Raw genomic sequence first — 15,752 nt, 5'->3', positions numbered from 1 at the left:
ATTAAGGTGTTATAAAAGGATTAGGAACCGGCCATCCAACTAACGGAAGACCAACAATATTTCCAGCACCTGTTATAAATTTAATTTCATTAATAAAAACATAAGAACTCCCAAAATGAATAGCAGGAAAACGACCAGCTTGATTAATATCAAATACGATTTCACTTGTAGATATATAACCAATTTCAAAATTAGGTTCCTGGTAAGCCCACCCTAAAGCCAAATTATACTCAAATATTTTAACGCCATTTTTAAATATCTTAAACGACGCATCATTTTGATTATAATTTGACAACATCGCTCTTCCGACTAAAAGAAGATTAAATGAAGGATCTACATTTGGATCAATTCTAAACTTGTATTGAAAATGAATTCTCTCTGTACCCTCATTTCCTTCAGCTAAAATTTCATCTAAGAAAACATTGTAATTTTTTCTTCTAACAATAGAAATCATATCTACCGCCGTTGCACCATCATTATCTTTAACCTCAATTTTATATTGATACTGATCTTCAGTTAAATTTTCAAGTTTAGTAGAAAGCTGATTTGGAGATACAATAATATCACCAAAACCTCCCAGCGTTTTTGTCCATTGCTGAGAAACAATAGAACCATCAACATCATAAGCAACAGCAGTTATCTCTATAGATTTTTGATCATTCTCTAAAATTATATCAGGACCAGCATTGACAATAGGAGGTATATTTTCAGGGTTTTCTCCTGAATCTCCTGAATCACGATAAATACTTCTTGCAAGGATAAGCGTCGTTTTATTTTCATCTAAATTCCACGAACAATTAGTAACCACAAATTGCTTATCATTTACATAATGAAACAATATCAAATCATTAAACTTAACAGCATTGAGCGCCACAACATCTAACTTTTCAGATGCTTCAGCAAACATTCTTCTTATAACGTTACAGACTGTTTTTTGATAGCGGTCAGTTTCGATCTTATAAACGGAATCCGTCCATTGAAGCCATGAATTACGACCACCTAAAACATCATTATTCTTATAAACGTTTACTGAAAAATTACCTGATGATATTTCAAAATCTGTCTTTACAACCATTTCCTCTGTAGACATATAATTGTAAATCACTTCTACATTTTCCAACACATCACCATTATAAACAACCGTATTAATATTGTCCTTTATCAGATTCGCTCCTTTTAAATTGACTACCGAATAAAAATTCCCATTCTGTGAAAAAGAATACAAAACAGGAATTAAAATTGTATTAAAAACCAAATTAGCTTCATTTAATTTTGCCAATCGAAACGAATTACTAAAAGCTGAATCATCATCAGAATAGGTCAATTCAATTTCTTTGTCAACGGTAAACTCATCGGTAATGACATCAGTAACAATAAATTGCTCTTCAAAAGCTACCGGGGATATTTCGAGTTTCGTTATTTCAAACCCTTCAATATTAGTTTGATAAATTGGATCACCAGGGCGCCATAACTTAACATCCAGCAACCCATCAAAAGGAACAATCCACTCAAAATTTAATTCTGCTTTTCCTTCATCAAACAATAAGACCTCATTTTCAGGAACAACTGCTTTATGATTTGAAAAAACTGTTTCATCATTCAATAAAAATTGATACAATAAAGGATTCAAATAAGCACCAGGTAAAATACCAGTCATTTCTTTATCGTACTTAATTATTGTAAACTCAGCCTTAATAACAACTTTTTGATATTGATACAAATAAATTTTGTTTTTTAAGCTTATAAACTTAGTTTCATCAAACGGAGTAACTACAGGAATATCACCAAATGCAGGTACGTAATATTCTTTTTTTATAGAATTAATATAATTAGGAGAATAAGCTTCACAATAAAAATCAGCATTACCGCTCCAATCTGTAGCATAAATTTCACCTATTACGCCCGCAACAACAGACCAGCCCTCATTACTCTCTTTATCAATTGTTACTGGAAATGCCTGCGGCTTTCTTTCATGACTTACTGTTATAAGATTATACGGAGGTACCATCGTAATTGTTGGAGTTACCAAAGAAGTAATTCTTTTAAGCAACTTCTTATCATCAATTTCAGTCAAAAGATTCCCTTCGATGTCATACAATTTTGATTTCGAAGTTCTAACGTGTCTTTTATTTAACCCTTCAATGTTCCAACGGTTATCTGCTTGATAACAAACACACAATGTATCTTTCAAAATATCTTCTAAAACCGAATAAGCATCTTGTTTCTTTTTTTTAGCTGAATCTGTATAAAACAAAGATGTATCTAAATAAATTTGATCCCAGTCTTTTTGTATTGAATTTTCAATTGCCGGATTAAAAAAAACATTTAAACCAAGACTTGTTAAACTCAAACATTTACACAATATATCAACAACACTTTTTTCATCTCGGTAATAATCTTCAGGAAGGTATTTTCCTTTTAAACGACCAAGTCCACAAGATGCTGTTATTTTTACAAAAGTCACGCTATTAGTGTACGGTTCTGAATATGTATCAGGAATTAGAAAACCTTTCCATAATAAAGCATCATCACTTTGATTACGTAATTCTACACTAAAACGAATTTCATTGCCTGTGAAAAAATTAATAAACTTAGCATCTACTAACTCATTATGTGCTATATCAAATTCTAATGACGATCCGACAACAGAAAGATTATCTTTTGCATCTCCACCGTTCCACGCAAGAACAACACCAGCCCTTGATGTTTTTTCAATAATAAAGTGGCTTTGATTAAGTTCCTGGTCTATTATGTCAATATAATACGAATTCATTATCCTACTCTTGAATTACGTTTATCAGTTCTATCAAGAACCAACTTCAATTTATTCCCATCTAGTTCAAACCCACCACCAACCGTTACATTTACGCTTGATCCTGCAGACATAGAATTCCAAATTCTTTTTTGCTGATCTGAATTAGCAATCATTTCACCTGAATTTACTCTAGCTAAAATTTTATCACCATAATACGAAGTTCCGCTAACAATTCCCCCATTTGCAAACGCTTGAGTTTTACCAGCATTACTTAACTGTGATTTTGCTAAAGTACCTAGAGCAACAAGCGCAACTCCAGCTGCTATAGCAACATAAGGATTCAATGATTTTAAAGCCACTTTTATTGCTAAAACAGCAACACCAGTCTCAATTGCAATTTTACCAACCTGAATAGCCATGTCAGCTAATGAAGTTAAAAACAAGTTTCCAATGTTTGCTATTGATAAACCTCCTTGAGCAAATTGCCCAACCAATTCACCAAAACCTACAGCAATACTTTTTATTGTATTAAGCCAAACATCATTAAATTCTGCATTAAAATCTTGAGCATTTGAAATCATCTGCAGTTGTTCCAGACTCACACTTTCTTTTGCGCCTCTAACTGAAACAACTAACCTTTTCATCATTTCTTCTGTAGTTTCTACAGACTTAATTAATGACGACGGATCTAAATTGATTGCTTTCGCAAATTCAACACCTTTTATCAAATCATTAGCCCTTTTAACTTGCTCTGCGGTTATAGCCACTTCATCACGAAATCGAACTAATTTTGCAATTTCCGCATCATACGCCTCAGCAGTACCCGTTGATATCGGCTCTTTAATATCAATATTTAATGAACTTATATCAGCTGGTGCCTTAGCTTTTTTTTCTTTTACTGGAGCAGTTTTATCCTTAACAGTTTTATCTCCTGTCAACAATTCTAAATTAGCCTTGTTTTTATTATATATTTCAGTTAGAATTTTAGCTTCAGTATCATACTTAGCATTTTTTCGATCTAAAGCTTCGTTAGCAAATTGCATTAAACGATTATTTTCTTCATAGAATGCTTTTTCAGCTTCCCATCCCTTTGCAATTGCATTTTTACGTTTTTCATTATAATCAGCTAAAGCTTTTTCACGCTCAAAACCAGCTTTAATTTTACTAGCCTGATTCTCTTCTAACAAACGGGATGCAGCTCGTGCAGTAGCACCTGACAAAAGAGCCGCATTGTATTTTTCAATTGAAATACGTGCTTTATCAGTATTAATATTTTCTAAAGTAAGATTTCCTAAATATTCAGGCGAAATTCGATTTATAGCTTGAATAGCTTTTAATCGTTCTGCCTTAGTTTCATTTTCATTTCGAGCTGTTATCAGTAATAATTCAAGCTGTGATTTTTGATCTACAATTGACGAAGTAGCTTCATCAGTTACTTTTTGAATCAATTTTTGAGAATCTGAAAGTTCAACTACAGCCTTTGCTGTTTCGGAAAAAGCATTTTTAACAATCAAAATTACTCCCAATAAAATAGCTAATCCCGCTAAAATCGGAACAATAGAAGCTGAAATCAAAGTGAATCCAGCAACAACAGCAGGAATTACAGCTAGTATTCCACCAATTGCCAATAACAATGGACCAACAACTGCCACAAGACCAGCTACTACAACTATAACCGTTTTAGTACCTTCAGATAATTTTGAAAATGCTTTAATCTTGTCATTAACAGCAGTAATCATTTTTATAAATAAAGGCAAAACAACCGCTCCCAACTGTTGTCCAACTTGCTTTAAGCTTTCAGTAAATATTCTTGTTTGATTTGCCGCTTCACCTGAAGTACGCTGAAAATCACCTTGCGAATTTTTAGTCACAGAAAGAATATAATTATATCTCAATTGCACTTTTTCAGCTTGAGACATTACATCAAAATTCTTTTTAATTCCGCTATTCAAAGCATATTGCTTTAAATTCACTTCTGTAATTACTATTCCTAACTTTTTTAATGATTCTGTCTCTCCAGTAAATATTGCAGTTAATGCAGTATTAGCCTGATCTATACCTATATTTTTAAATGATGCCAAATCACCAGCTAACGAAACCAAAGAAGTCGACATTTTAGCCGCCTGATTTGTAGACAATCCCATACTTGTTGCCATATCTCCAAAAGCCGCCGCCATATCTAATGCAGTTCCTTCTGCAATCCCTGAAGTTTCTAGGGATGTTTTTGCAAAATCTTTTACCTGTGCAGACGAACCTTTGAAAGATGCCTCGACTTTATTTAAAGATTCTGTATAATCACTGGCAAATTTTAAAGAAGCTGCACCAGCCGCCAAAATCGGCAACGTTACATAAGTAGTTAAATTACGACCAACTGCCTGAAACTGTTTTCCTACTTTTTCAACAGTTCTCAAAGAGTTCTGCATATCTGTAGAAAACTGTTTCATATCAACAGAAATCCTAATATTTATACTAGCTAATGATGCCATTCGACTACTTATTAATTAATGCTTAAAAGTAGTTTTGGCCTAAAACTTTAATGGTTGAATAATTCAACTTTAAGTTTTAAAAACTACTTTTAATTAATGTTTAAAAGTAGTTTCATGCTAAACCTTAAAAGGTTACATTATGTAACTTTAGCAAAACAAAATCATAAAAAAAGCCAGTATTTCTACTGGCTAAAAACAAAAAAAATATCTAATCTCAACTTTTTTTTACCGCATCTTGCCTTTCCCAAAACGCATTCATTTTTTCAATATCTTCAACTAAAGTCAATGCTTTTATTTCTTTATCTTTCTGAAGCTGTTTTTGCTCCCACTGAAATACCAAAATGTCTGTTTTTTCTGTTCCCTCAGGTAAATATGGCTTCATTGCAGAAAACATTATTTCACGAGTCATTATCCATCTTTCTTTAGAATATACATCTTCTTTTTTTCGTTGACCATTTACAGCATTAAAAAATGATCTTGGTGTTAAATAATAAAATTCATCAAAAGACATTCTAAGCTCGCCAAGTGCAATTTCCTCCAGTTTATCCCAAGTTAAAAACTCTGTAGGTTCGTCGCTTTCACGACCATTTACTTTCCCTCTTCTTCCTCCGAAATATTATTAGGCAATGAATCTATCAATCCATTTTTAAATTCTTCAAGTGCATTCGGATTTTTAAAAAACTCATCAATAATATCAAAATCAGTTAGACTGTCTTTGTAACCTCCATATTCAATTGCAGAAATTAAAACCTCTTCTAAAACATCAATTTGATCAAAAGTTAATTTACCATCAACCGAATCTAAAATAGTAAGCTTTAAAACCACATCATCAATACCTGCTAATCTCCACTTTCTACCCAAAATTCTAAAAAGTCCCAAGCCGAATTTAAGCTTGAAACTTTTATTCCCTAATTGCAAAACAATTTCATCCATATCAGACAGCTACAGTCGTTACGAAATCACCATTACCTTTAAAAGACGCATCACCTGTTGCCACACCATTTGTAGGAGCAGTCATGTTGATACCTTCAATAAAGCAATTCCCTGTTATAATAACATCACCAACTATCTCTGTTGAGAATGACACTTCAACTTCTGATCCTGATTGATAAGTATCAAGTATTTGTTTAGTTCCTATTTGTGTAGAGGACGCCGCCGGAATATTAGACACTAAATAATTAGTAGAAACACCCCAAGTGTAATTACCAGGCGTAACCTGTTCACCATTTGTATCTTTAGAAGCGATACTCTCCATATTTCTTGATGTAGTAAAACTACATTCCGTAGCATGGAAGACTGTTTTCCCTCCTACTCTAATTCTTAAATTTTTCCCAGCATAGGTATTTCCTGCCATAATTTCTATAATTTATTAAAGTTAATAACACCAACAAAAGACTGATCTTCTTCAACAAATTCCACTTCAGAATTTAACCAGTCATATTTATCTTTTATAATAGGTTTCATTTGATCTAAAAATTCAACGCATTTTCTATAACAATTTTGTTCAAAATAAAAAAGCAATGTAGCTGTATACATATCCCCATCTTTACTTTCACCCGACTGCTCCCTGATAATGTAATTCGCAAAAGGATAATATTCATCAACAGATGAAACTATCGGAGATAAACGATCTTCCATTACATTTGCAAACACTGATTGAGCCAACAAAAAAGCCGTTAATTCATCTGAAAATTCTAACATTATCTACTTAATTTATCAATTCGTCTTTGTATAAATTTTGTAAGCTTGGTTTGTGCATCAGCCGTAGTTGATGATTTTGTTTCCGCATAAGCAATATCTAAATACGGAACACCTTCAACACGACCAACCGCACTTCCTTTCCTCTTCTTAGTAACACGCGCTAACACACTTTTTTTACGCCCGTTTTTCAAAATCTTTCGAGCATTTTCACTGTTTCTATAAATTGCATGCCCATCATGAACCATATGACCATACCAACCATCATTATTATTTTTAGCACGAGGACCAACTAATATTGTTGGATTATCAGCCTTTGAAAGAATCAAACCTAATGACTTTCTTAAATTACCAGGTTGAATTTTTTTTCCGCGAGCGGTATGCGATTTAGAACTAACAGGAACAGCATTTTTAGCCGCCAAAAGTGATGGTCTGGCAACTTGACGAAGAATTAGAATTATTTCTTTTTTCTTATCCTTATCATTTGACAAAAGCTTAATTTTGGTCTTTAACTCTTCAAAGCCTGTTACTTTTACATCTAGATTATTCATAATCTTTTACCACAATTAAAAGATGCGATCTACGACCTATTTCAACTACATTTATAACATTGAATAATTTTCCATCATGCAACAACCCTAATTGATTTTTCAAATCATTCACAACAGCATTATATCTAATAGTGAATTTTTTGCTAACCAAATAACGAACCTTACCCTCTACATCTTCAGTTCCAGAAACATCTTCCATGTAAGCCCATGGTGTCGCTATTACTTCCTGAGTAACCTCTTTTTCATTTGTAGAATTACGAGTTGCAACGAATTTCACAATTGAAACTTTACGGTCCATTTGTCCTATGAAAGGTTTTTTATCGTTCATGATTTAATATTTTCGATAAGCTCTAGCTAAATTGTTCGATGCTGGATTATTTCCCTGGTCACGATCTTCACGTCGTTCGTTAAAATCTGATAGCCTAAGCATCATAGCCTGTATTAAAGGAGTTGGGCATGTTGAAGCGGTAAAACCTTGCTTAACTGTGATAATCACCGCATCATCTCTTTTATCTGTAATAGGCATTGATAAAAACTTAATATCAAAACATTCTACTACAGAAGACACTTGCAGTTTGTACTGATCAGAAGGAAGTAAAGTCAATACAGTTTCTCCTGGTGCGTAATACTCAATTTTTAATATTGCATCATTTTCCCAGTTACGCTCAAAAGTTATTTTAGATTCAAATTTGTCAGCTTCCATTACGAAGTTAGATTCTGAAATTACTCTGTTGATAAAATTGGAAACAGCTCCCTGTGCAGCATCAATATAAGACAGCACCAAATCATCTTCGTACGTAACATCATCATCACTTTTGATTTGCTTCTTTGCTTTTGGCAATGTAATAATTGGAGCAGCTGCTGTTATCGTTCTATAAAAATTTGTTACCATCTTACATTAATTTTGAATTATTTACCGATTTTAAAATAACCAGCTTCATCAAGCTCGTTAGCCTGTAATTCAGGCAACGAAGCCTCTTCACCAGCATTATATGCTAACCCATACACGCCTGTAGGAGAAAGCAAAAACTTACCTTTTATCAACTTCTCTTTTGCTTTAGGCTCATTTTTAACTGTTGGCTTTACTGCATTTTCTAAAGCTTCTTTTGCCAAGTTAACAGCTGTTTGTGCTTCTTTTTTTTGATCCTCCGTTGTAGTTTCATCTAAAGCATTAAAAGCCTCTAACTTAACATCGTAATCCTTTTGTAATGCAGCTACTGCTTCAGCAGCTGCATTGTTATTTTTGTTACTCATTTTCAGAAAAATTAAGTTGTAATAATTCCTTTTACTACTGAAAAAGCTTTCGGTTGTTTTATCAAAACATCTAAAAAGATATTGATAGTAACCTCGATCAAACCTTCTTTTTTACGAGAAAATTCATCAACAGACAAATCCATGAAATTCCACTCATGAATGTTCAATTGACTAAAATCACCAAACAACAAAGCAGAAAGATTTGTACCTGTACCTTTTGTTAAATTTGCCGGAACGTGATTTGAAGTAGCTGCAGGAAATCCATTTACAGTTCCATCAGTTCCCATGATGTAATTCAAATCACCTGCATCATGCTTAGTTTTTTTGAATTTACCTCTAGTTTGAGGATTCACCACATAACTCATTTTTGCCGCACTTGCATTCGCTACAAAAACAGCAGTTTCAGAATCCACAACCATATCCCAAGAAGGAGCAGATCCATTTGCTGCAGTTGAAATAGCATTAACATTTGGATTATTCAAAATTCCTAATGGCTGACCAGTACCTGAACCATTTACCGAAGCAGCATCAATTGCGTTTTCAATCGCTAACTTCATTTCATTGATAGTGTACATCTCCAAATCAATGCTTGACTGCATTAAATTCTGTAACGAGATAGGAACAGTAACAGATAGTCTTTTTGGAATTGAATCTAAATAACCGTAAGTATTTGCTGTCTCAGGAGTTGTAGTAGTCTCACCTTCCCATGAAGCTACAATTCCGCCCTCATTTTTAGGAAATCTTAAATTTCCTGTCAAACCAGCGATATATGTAGCACCGATTTTCTTCATTAAAGGTTCAGGACGCAGAAAATTAATAGGCGACTGCAATTCAGTTGGAACTAAATTACCACCTTTTGCACCTGAATCACCAGTTACTGTCTGCATTGCTCTCAATTCAATTGCCACACCAGAAACAGGAATATTAACAGCCTGAGCAGATGCAGATGCTCTAGTATGCATATCCAATTCAGCACCTTCCAATTTCACACCACCATTAACCATCTGAGAACGGATCGCTCTGTGAATCGAAAAAACCTCTTTTCTTTCTTCAGGTTTATTTTCATCATTCAATCCTGGCTCTTCACTACCTTCTAATGAACGAAGATTTTCCTCATACGCCAAAGCATCATTCAGCTCACCAGTTAATGTTTCAATATCCGTTTGCAATGAACGAAACTCACCAGTTTCAGTTTCATTTAAACCTCTTTTTTCGCCTTCTGCTTTTGCATGAAGCGTTTTCTGAGCTTCAATCTTTTGAGCTCGTTTTTGTTTTAATTCAGCAGACTTTTTCATTTGCTTAATCTAAATTTGAGTTAATAATAATTTGAGCGTCAAAAGCGTTGAGCTCTTTATTGTTTTCTGATCTCGTTTGTAACGATTCAGGTTTTGGATTTAATTTTTCAAGATGCGCACTATGACTTCTCTTAGCAACCTCTGTATCAGCATACGCTGGATATGTAACCGGCGCTACATCATACAAAACACTAAACTTCTTAACATCTCGAAGTGGCAACTCACCTTCAACCTCATACCAAACTTGCTCTCCAATATCAAAGGCAAATGAAGACTGATTAACATCTCCAGTCTCAATTGCGTTCTCTAAATCACGCGCATATTGACGATCTGGCGTTTCATAAGAATACTTTAAACCAATTTCATCAACAGAAAGACTTAATGTTCCTTTTCCAGCCACACATCTTGCTAAAATGAAATTTGGATTATGATTAAACAAACAACGCACATCATCATTTAAAACATCATCGAATGCACCTACACTTATTTTCTCTCTGAACCATCGTCCTATAACCGTTTCATTATTGAATTTCGCGGCATACCCTTCGATAACTGAAGTTTTTTTCTCCGAATCATTTGCATTATCGGGAGATAATTTTCTTACTTCTGAAGCAAAGAATCGTCTTTCAGCCGTTTGACTTATATTTTGTATGTAATCTTTATTGCTTTCCATCTTCTTTTAAATTATTATCAATTTGTGATTCAGTAAATGTGTTTACAGGTGTCAAATACTCATTCAACAATTCAGGACCTTCATTCAGATCTTCTAATTCACGGATTTCATTTCTATGTTTCCAACCAGTCAAAACCGCACGAGCATGTGCTTCTGTTCTTGACTTAATATCAGCACGCAATAAGGAATCAATATTTGCACGGATATAGTAGCCATTCTGTAATTCAAAAGAAGTGAACAGCTTTTTAGCATACTCCTGTTCAAAGTTTGTAACATGAGGCTGTATTGTATCTGACACATGATCCATCGATTGCTGTTCGATGTTGTTGTTTGTAGATTGCTGAAGTGATTTAATTTTATGAGGTGCAATATTTAACCAGCGTGCAATATCTTCAATACTGAAACGAGCCTGTTCGATTATTTGTGCTTCCTGAGGTGTAATATTGATTGGCTCAAACTTAAAACCATCATCCAAAACAACAATTCTATCAGGTGATCTTTCACCCATAGCCGCTTTCCAGCCTGCTATAATCTTGTCTTTACCTTTTTCTATCGTTTTATCAGTCTGAATAACCCCTTGACGAACACCTTTATTTTGCAGATTAGTTGCTGAGAAGTTCTGAACTTCGATAGCAATACCAAATTGTTGTGCTGCATAAGTAATTACGCCAACGCCAACAATTCCGTTATGAGAAAAGTTTTTAAAATGTAGGACTTCAGATGCTAATAAAGGCTTATCATATCCCCTTACATCATAAAGCAACTCACCTTTTTTAAGACGAATATCCTGAACACAATCCCAATTAATAAAGTCGGTTGAAACCGGAAATCCTTTTTGATCAAAATTGATTTTAGCCAAAGCATTTCCACGAATCAAATATGATATTGCCATTGTTTTACGAAAAACAAAGGATGTCATTAAATAATTAGGAGTTGTAGCAATAAGTTTGTTTGCTGGATGTTCTGTACGAGCGATGCGGTTTTTTCCGTCTTTTTGATAGACAGCGAAAGGTATTTTTGCAATGTCGTTTGAAATTTGATCTACACCATTGTAAAACGCGGAAAGTTTTAATGCAGTCTTAGGTTTCATTCCGTACGAGTTACTTGAACCCATCGAAAAAAAGCCTCCATAGCTCCCAAAGAAAGAACTATCTGAAGAAACGCTTCTTTTTGAAGCGAACATTAAACCAAAAGCACCGCTAAAACTCATTTCACTATATGATTAATAGTGTAAAAGTATTTTAGCGGTGCTCTTTAATTGGTTGAATAATTCAACTTTGCATTTTTAAAATGCAAAATACCATTTATCGTTGTGCTTTTCAAATGTGTATTTCAGAAGTCCTACTGCAACTGTAACTGTTACAGGTTGAAATGTTTTTGGTTTTGGTAATAAAGCTATTGCTTTAGTCATATTTTCGGCTTTTAATTTTTCATCCATTTTTTTATTTTATTTCTGATTTTACATAAAAAAATCCGGTTAACAATTCAAGCAAAATTAACAGGACAACCAAAACGTATCGAACTGGATTTGCACTAAAAAAATTTAACTCTAAAAGAGCGCTCGTTGAAATTGCTATTAGGAAAGTAGCAATGATTATAAGTACTATTTTCATCTTTGTTTATTATTATAATAATTTGTCATTTTTTTAAAAGAATTCCAGTCAGAAAATCTATACTTCCCAAATAATTCAAAATACATTTCATTTAAGTCATCAAATGCTGCTTTATTTGATTTTGCAGTTGCTAACATTTTATAATACTCTTTGTAAAATCCTGATGTACTCGACAATTTCTTAAATAGTTCTAGTTGCTTTTCAATTTTCGCAATATAAATTCTCAAGGCATTCTCTTCTGCTGGTGTTAACATATTAATTTATATTTATGGGTTAACAAACGAATTCGGCATCGTCTCGGTTGTAATAACTTTCATTTGTTTCTTCAGGTTCTGACATTGAGCCACCTATTGCATTTATAGTGGCAATAATTCCATCGACGCGCCTTCCATTTGCTCCGGAACGCCCTTTATGGACCTTCATATTATCATTTGCATCATAATAAATCACGCAAGACGCAAGCATCCAAGCAAGAACCGGATTTCCGTCATGTTTTAATTTTCCCGAGAGTACCAACTTTTCAAATTCCTTAGTTGGCGCAGAAATCGTGCCTATTCCTTGCGAAAATTCCGAAACATTAAAACCTTCAGCATCCAAGTCCTGTGTTAATTTTGTGGCGTTGTATGGGTCGAACTCAAGACGGTTTACTTTATGCTCGTGATAAGTGCTGATTATAACATCCTGAATTACATTATAATCAATTACATTTCCAGGTGTTGCTGTAATCCAGCCATTATCTGCCCAATATTGATAAGGCACTCGATCCTCTTTTGAGCGTTTAACAATTGTGTCTTTAGGACAAAAGAACCAGCATTTCAAATAACGGTCTTCATTTTCGTCAGGCTCTGAAACCAATACATAAGCACTTAAGTCGATTGTTTTTGAAAGATCCAAACCTCCGAATGAGCCGAATTTTTGAAACTTTTCTAATGGAATCATATCAACTTTGTTTTTCATCCAGTCTTCATTAAAAATCCATTCCGACAATTCATCAACCCAAATATTCAAGTTTTTGGTTTTAAAATTTCGCCTTTTTGAAGGTTGATTAATTGCTTTCGTGAATTCCTTTCGAATAGCATCAATTGCCAATCCTTGAAACAGCAATGGATTTGCTTTTATCCAAAGATCCTCATTCATCCATGATTCTTCAGTTTCCAAATCCTCTTTGTCAATATTATGAATCATGATCCAAAGAGAATCATCTACATTTCGCCCTTCCAGCACTTCGATTACTGAATCTTCATAGTTTTTACAAGCTGACTGCACGTTTGATCCGGCTGTTGTAATATGATAAATCAAAGCCTGAGTTCGTTGTACAGTTGAAGATTCACAATTTTCTTTTACAGTATCATCTTTATGCGCATGGTATTCATCAATAATACCAACATGACAGTTGATTCCATCCTGAGTTTTGGAATCCCCCCCCAAAGCCATCAATGTCGAATTTGTTTTTTTGAATCCGATTATTTTTTGCTGACAAAAGAAACCCATTTTACTCAACGCTGAATTTGCGACCGGACTTTCGATATACATTTTTGCTTGTTTCCAGCATAAACGTGCCTGATCTTCCTTAGTCGCTGCAACATAAATCTCAGCTTCCATTTCTAAATCAAAACTCATACAATACAAAGCCAGTCCTGCCATTTCTGCGGTTTTTCCGTTTTTTTTGGCTCGTTTATCATAAACAGTATTTATACGGCGATATCCATTTTTTGCATTAATCCATCCAAAAATATTATACATTGTAAACTGCTGAAAAGGCGCTAAGACGAACGGCTTTCCAGCCATTTTCCCTTTTGTATGATTTAAGAACGTAGGAAAGAAACTTATTACCTTCATTCCTTTGTTATGATCTATATAAAAACCATCCTGATCTGCAGTTTCAATCCATCTATAGAAACGCTCAACAGCTTGCTTTATCCTTTTCCCTGTCACGATTTTCCCAGTGCGCACATCATCTGCATATTGGAAAGGAATAGAAGCCTGCATTTGAGAAGTTATTTGCATTTTGTTAGTTATTCTAAAATTGAGTTTTCGTTTAATTTATTTTCGAATGAGATAAACAGCATTTTTCCTCGTGGTACTCCATAGTTATCTGTACTTTCATCATCTTCATGATAATAATCCTCTATTTCGAAATTTTCTTCAGATAAATGATAATTCATATTTTCAGTTTCATCTGTTGTCAGATCCAATAATCCTACTGGCATTTCATCAGGTAAATCTTGTACGATTTTTTTTAAGTCTTTAATTTTCATGCTACTGGTTTTAAAATTTGTAAAGGTTTATTTAATCCCAATGCCAGGATTTTTCGATCTCTCGCTTTCACGGCATCTCGTTCATTGCTATAATAGCCACAATCATATTTTATTCCTTTTTCTGAAACACTTGATCTCCAAGATTGTGTTTCTCTGTTCCATCCTACTCCTGTATAAGTAGAAACCCTTTGATTAGATTTTTTCATGATACTTTACTTTTTTCTGATAAATAATCATTGATGATTTTATTTACTACATTCTGAGATAAACTGAATCTTTTAGCGATAGCAGGAATTGAGTTTAATTTACTGATTCGCCATTCCTTAACAATTTTGCTTTTAGTCTTATCAGGTACCGTTGATTTTCTGAATCTTTTCATGACAATATTTACTAACTATCCATGATTTGCTTTTAGAAAAGAATCAAACAAATCCGTTTGTGCTGGATCACCTGCTTTGATTTCCACAAACTTACTTCGGTCCTTAAAACTGAAACCGAAATGTTTTGAAAGCTCATCGATTTCTTTTATCATTTTTTCTCTGACTGTAACATATCCTGAAACATTTGTTGCACCTCCTTTGAAAGTCTGAATTAAACCACCGTCGAAACCTTTCTCATTGATTTTTTGTTCAGCCTGTACATAGTAATCAACAGATGTTGCCAAACGATGAAGGTGTATCAAATCCGGCTTTGTTAGTTTCTTAGTATCAATCAATTGCTGTCCAAAAAAGTTATACCAATATTTTTGATCCTTTGAAAGATTGAATTTTAAAATAGGCGCAGGAAGTTTTATTAAAACCTCGTAAAGATTTTTATTCACTTCGGCAACTTCGCCATCTCCTTTTATAATTTTCATATTAGACATAACCTTAACTATTAATACATTAGACCCCCCTACCAAAATAACACTGCGAGTAAAATTCAAGCTAAACAGCGATGTACGCCACGTGCGCCCTCTCGAGATTTTACCCCATACCCCCTCGATGACGTTCTTTTCCTGATTTTGAATCATGATGTTTTTTACATCTTGACTTCAACCACTTCATATCATACGGATCATCACCACGAGCAATCAGAACCTTAGCTTGTGTGTCATGATCAGCAACAGTTGCCGGAACAACATAACCTTGAGCTTCACAATCACAGCACAACGGAAAAGCGTTTAGTTG

At 34.0% G+C, this 15,752-nt stretch carries 21 protein-coding genes; all 21 read right to left on the bottom strand.

Going from position 1 to position 15,752, the window contains the following annotated elements; translation table 11 throughout:
* Nucleotide 1: 1 nt before the first annotated feature.
* The 21 genes from ACHRVL_RS05670 to ACHRVL_RS05570 all read right to left on the bottom strand — a co-directional run bounded on the left by ACHRVL_RS05670 (nucleotide 2) and on the right by ACHRVL_RS05570 (nucleotide 15,734).
* The gene (locus tag ACHRVL_RS05670; RefSeq protein WP_395410992.1) at nucleotides 2-2,773 is read right to left on the bottom strand and encodes a PKD domain-containing protein; all 2,772 of its coding nucleotides are present in this window, start codon (nucleotides 2,771-2,773) and stop codon (nucleotides 2-4) included.
* Nucleotides 2,773-5,241 (bottom strand): hypothetical protein, encoded by a 2,469-nt coding sequence (locus ACHRVL_RS05665; RefSeq protein WP_395410990.1) that lies wholly within the window; start codon nucleotides 5,239-5,241, stop codon nucleotides 2,773-2,775. Before ACHRVL_RS05665 ends, ACHRVL_RS05670 begins: the two co-directional genes overlap by 1 nt.
* Before the next feature lie 214 nt (nucleotides 5,242-5,455).
* A complete protein-coding gene (locus tag ACHRVL_RS05660) occupies nucleotides 5,456-5,752 on the bottom strand; it encodes a hypothetical protein (RefSeq protein WP_395410988.1) in 297 nt (98 codons plus the stop codon).
* Between the two features lie 77 nt (nucleotides 5,753-5,829).
* The gene (locus ACHRVL_RS05655; RefSeq protein ID WP_395410987.1) at nucleotides 5,830-6,174 is read right to left on the bottom strand and encodes a hypothetical protein; all 345 of its coding nucleotides are present in this window, start codon (nucleotides 6,172-6,174) and stop codon (nucleotides 5,830-5,832) included.
* Nucleotide 6,175: 1 nt separating this feature from the next.
* Nucleotides 6,176-6,595: a hypothetical protein gene (locus tag ACHRVL_RS05650; protein WP_395410986.1), complete on the bottom strand. Its 420-nt coding sequence runs from the start codon at nucleotides 6,593-6,595 to the stop codon at nucleotides 6,176-6,178.
* A 5-nt stretch (nucleotides 6,596-6,600) separates the two neighbouring features.
* Nucleotides 6,601-6,942 (bottom strand): hypothetical protein, encoded by a 342-nt coding sequence (locus ACHRVL_RS05645; protein ID WP_395410985.1) that lies wholly within the window; start codon nucleotides 6,940-6,942, stop codon nucleotides 6,601-6,603.
* Nucleotides 6,942-7,490 (bottom strand): hypothetical protein, encoded by a 549-nt coding sequence (locus ACHRVL_RS05640; RefSeq protein WP_395410984.1) that lies wholly within the window; start codon nucleotides 7,488-7,490, stop codon nucleotides 6,942-6,944. Before ACHRVL_RS05640 ends, ACHRVL_RS05645 begins: the two co-directional genes overlap by 1 nt.
* A complete protein-coding gene (locus ACHRVL_RS05635) occupies nucleotides 7,483-7,788 on the bottom strand; it encodes a head-tail adaptor protein (RefSeq protein ID WP_395410981.1) in 306 nt (101 codons plus the stop codon). Before ACHRVL_RS05635 ends, ACHRVL_RS05640 begins: the two co-directional genes overlap by 8 nt.
* 33 nt (nucleotides 7,789-7,821) lie before the next feature.
* On the bottom strand, nucleotides 7,822-8,382 hold the full coding sequence (locus ACHRVL_RS05630) for a head-tail connector protein (RefSeq protein ID WP_395410980.1): 561 nt from the start codon (nucleotides 8,380-8,382) through the stop codon (nucleotides 7,822-7,824).
* 17 nt (nucleotides 8,383-8,399) lie between these two features.
* The gene (locus ACHRVL_RS05625) at nucleotides 8,400-8,744 is read right to left on the bottom strand and encodes a hypothetical protein (RefSeq protein ID WP_395410979.1); all 345 of its coding nucleotides are present in this window, start codon (nucleotides 8,742-8,744) and stop codon (nucleotides 8,400-8,402) included.
* An 11-nt stretch (nucleotides 8,745-8,755) separates the two neighbouring features.
* Complete coding sequence (locus ACHRVL_RS05620; RefSeq protein ID WP_395410977.1) at nucleotides 8,756-10,039, bottom strand: phage major capsid protein; 1,284 nt, start codon at nucleotides 10,037-10,039, stop codon at nucleotides 8,756-8,758.
* A gap of 4 nt (nucleotides 10,040-10,043) precedes the next feature.
* Entirely contained in the window at nucleotides 10,044-10,712 is a 669-nt protein-coding gene (locus tag ACHRVL_RS05615) for an HK97 family phage prohead protease (RefSeq protein WP_395410976.1), read from the bottom strand.
* A complete protein-coding gene (locus ACHRVL_RS05610) occupies nucleotides 10,699-11,922 on the bottom strand; it encodes a phage portal protein (protein ID WP_395410974.1) in 1,224 nt (407 codons plus the stop codon). The genes ACHRVL_RS05615 and ACHRVL_RS05610 overlap by 14 nt, the downstream gene beginning before the upstream one ends.
* Nucleotides 11,923-11,997: 75 nt before the next feature.
* Complete coding sequence (locus tag ACHRVL_RS05605; protein ID WP_395410973.1) at nucleotides 11,998-12,150, bottom strand: hypothetical protein; 153 nt, start codon at nucleotides 12,148-12,150, stop codon at nucleotides 11,998-12,000.
* Nucleotides 12,151-12,321: 171 nt separating this feature from the next.
* Nucleotides 12,322-12,579: a hypothetical protein gene (locus ACHRVL_RS05600; RefSeq protein WP_395410971.1), complete on the bottom strand. Its 258-nt coding sequence runs from the start codon at nucleotides 12,577-12,579 to the stop codon at nucleotides 12,322-12,324.
* A 19-nt stretch (nucleotides 12,580-12,598) separates the two neighbouring features.
* Nucleotides 12,599-14,332 carry a terminase large subunit gene (locus tag ACHRVL_RS05595; protein ID WP_395410969.1) on the bottom strand — a complete coding sequence of 578 codons (1,734 nt, stop codon included), beginning with the start codon at nucleotides 14,330-14,332 and terminating at the stop codon, nucleotides 12,599-12,601.
* Between the two features lie 8 nt (nucleotides 14,333-14,340).
* Complete coding sequence (locus ACHRVL_RS05590) at nucleotides 14,341-14,583, bottom strand: hypothetical protein (protein WP_395410967.1); 243 nt, start codon at nucleotides 14,581-14,583, stop codon at nucleotides 14,341-14,343.
* Nucleotides 14,580-14,789 carry a hypothetical protein gene (locus tag ACHRVL_RS05585; RefSeq protein WP_395410965.1) on the bottom strand — a complete coding sequence of 70 codons (210 nt, stop codon included), beginning with the start codon at nucleotides 14,787-14,789 and terminating at the stop codon, nucleotides 14,580-14,582. The genes ACHRVL_RS05590 and ACHRVL_RS05585 overlap by 4 nt, the downstream gene beginning before the upstream one ends.
* The gene (locus ACHRVL_RS05580) at nucleotides 14,786-14,962 is read right to left on the bottom strand and encodes a hypothetical protein (RefSeq protein WP_395410964.1); all 177 of its coding nucleotides are present in this window, start codon (nucleotides 14,960-14,962) and stop codon (nucleotides 14,786-14,788) included. Before ACHRVL_RS05580 ends, ACHRVL_RS05585 begins: the two co-directional genes overlap by 4 nt.
* Nucleotides 14,963-14,977: 15 nt before the next feature.
* Nucleotides 14,978-15,439 (bottom strand): P27 family phage terminase small subunit, encoded by a 462-nt coding sequence (locus tag ACHRVL_RS05575; protein ID WP_395410962.1) that lies wholly within the window; start codon nucleotides 15,437-15,439, stop codon nucleotides 14,978-14,980.
* 109 nt (nucleotides 15,440-15,548) lie between these two features.
* Entirely contained in the window at nucleotides 15,549-15,734 is a 186-nt protein-coding gene (locus ACHRVL_RS05570; RefSeq protein WP_395410960.1) for a hypothetical protein, read from the bottom strand.
* Nucleotides 15,735-15,752: the final 18 nt, after the last annotated feature.

Source organism: Flavobacterium sp. FlaQc-28 (assembly GCF_044007415.1).
Classification (GTDB): domain Bacteria; phylum Bacteroidota; class Bacteroidia; order Flavobacteriales; family Flavobacteriaceae; genus Flavobacterium.
This window is presented reverse-complemented; position numbering and strand designations above follow the sequence as displayed.

Coding starts and splice junctions, on each gene's coding strand:
- ACHRVL_RS05670 (WP_395410992.1), bottom strand. CDS start 2,773: ATGAATTCGTATTATATTGACATAATAGACCAGGAACTTAATCAAAGC.
- ACHRVL_RS05665 (WP_395410990.1), bottom strand. CDS start 5,241: ATGGCATCATTAGCTAGTATAAATATTAGGATTTCTGTTGATATGAAA.
- ACHRVL_RS05660 (WP_395410988.1), bottom strand. CDS start 5,752: ATGTCTTTTGATGAATTTTATTATTTAACACCAAGATCATTTTTTAAT.
- ACHRVL_RS05655 (WP_395410987.1), bottom strand. CDS start 6,174: ATGGATGAAATTGTTTTGCAATTAGGGAATAAAAGTTTCAAGCTTAAA.
- ACHRVL_RS05650 (WP_395410986.1), bottom strand. CDS start 6,595: ATGGCAGGAAATACCTATGCTGGGAAAAATTTAAGAATTAGAGTAGGA.
- ACHRVL_RS05645 (WP_395410985.1), bottom strand. CDS start 6,942: ATGTTAGAATTTTCAGATGAATTAACGGCTTTTTTGTTGGCTCAATCA.
- ACHRVL_RS05640 (WP_395410984.1), bottom strand. CDS start 7,490: ATGAATAATCTAGATGTAAAAGTAACAGGCTTTGAAGAGTTAAAGACC.
- ACHRVL_RS05635 (WP_395410981.1), bottom strand. CDS start 7,788: ATGGACCGTAAAGTTTCAATTGTGAAATTCGTTGCAACTCGTAATTCT.
- ACHRVL_RS05630 (WP_395410980.1), bottom strand. CDS start 8,382: ATGGTAACAAATTTTTATAGAACGATAACAGCAGCTGCTCCAATTATT.
- ACHRVL_RS05625 (WP_395410979.1), bottom strand. CDS start 8,744: ATGAGTAACAAAAATAACAATGCAGCTGCTGAAGCAGTAGCTGCATTA.
- ACHRVL_RS05620 (WP_395410977.1), bottom strand. CDS start 10,039: ATGAAAAAGTCTGCTGAATTAAAACAAAAACGAGCTCAAAAGATTGAA.
- ACHRVL_RS05615 (WP_395410976.1), bottom strand. CDS start 10,712: ATGGAAAGCAATAAAGATTACATACAAAATATAAGTCAAACGGCTGAA.
- ACHRVL_RS05610 (WP_395410974.1), bottom strand. CDS start 11,922: ATGAGTTTTAGCGGTGCTTTTGGTTTAATGTTCGCTTCAAAAAGAAGC.
- ACHRVL_RS05605 (WP_395410973.1), bottom strand. CDS start 12,150: ATGGATGAAAAATTAAAAGCCGAAAATATGACTAAAGCAATAGCTTTA.
- ACHRVL_RS05600 (WP_395410971.1), bottom strand. CDS start 12,579: ATGTTAACACCAGCAGAAGAGAATGCCTTGAGAATTTATATTGCGAAA.
- ACHRVL_RS05595 (WP_395410969.1), bottom strand. CDS start 14,332: ATGCAAATAACTTCTCAAATGCAGGCTTCTATTCCTTTCCAATATGCA.
- ACHRVL_RS05590 (WP_395410967.1), bottom strand. CDS start 14,583: ATGAAAATTAAAGACTTAAAAAAAATCGTACAAGATTTACCTGATGAA.
- ACHRVL_RS05585 (WP_395410965.1), bottom strand. CDS start 14,789: ATGAAAAAATCTAATCAAAGGGTTTCTACTTATACAGGAGTAGGATGG.
- ACHRVL_RS05580 (WP_395410964.1), bottom strand. CDS start 14,962: ATGAAAAGATTCAGAAAATCAACGGTACCTGATAAGACTAAAAGCAAA.
- ACHRVL_RS05575 (WP_395410962.1), bottom strand. CDS start 15,439: ATGAAAATTATAAAAGGAGATGGCGAAGTTGCCGAAGTGAATAAAAAT.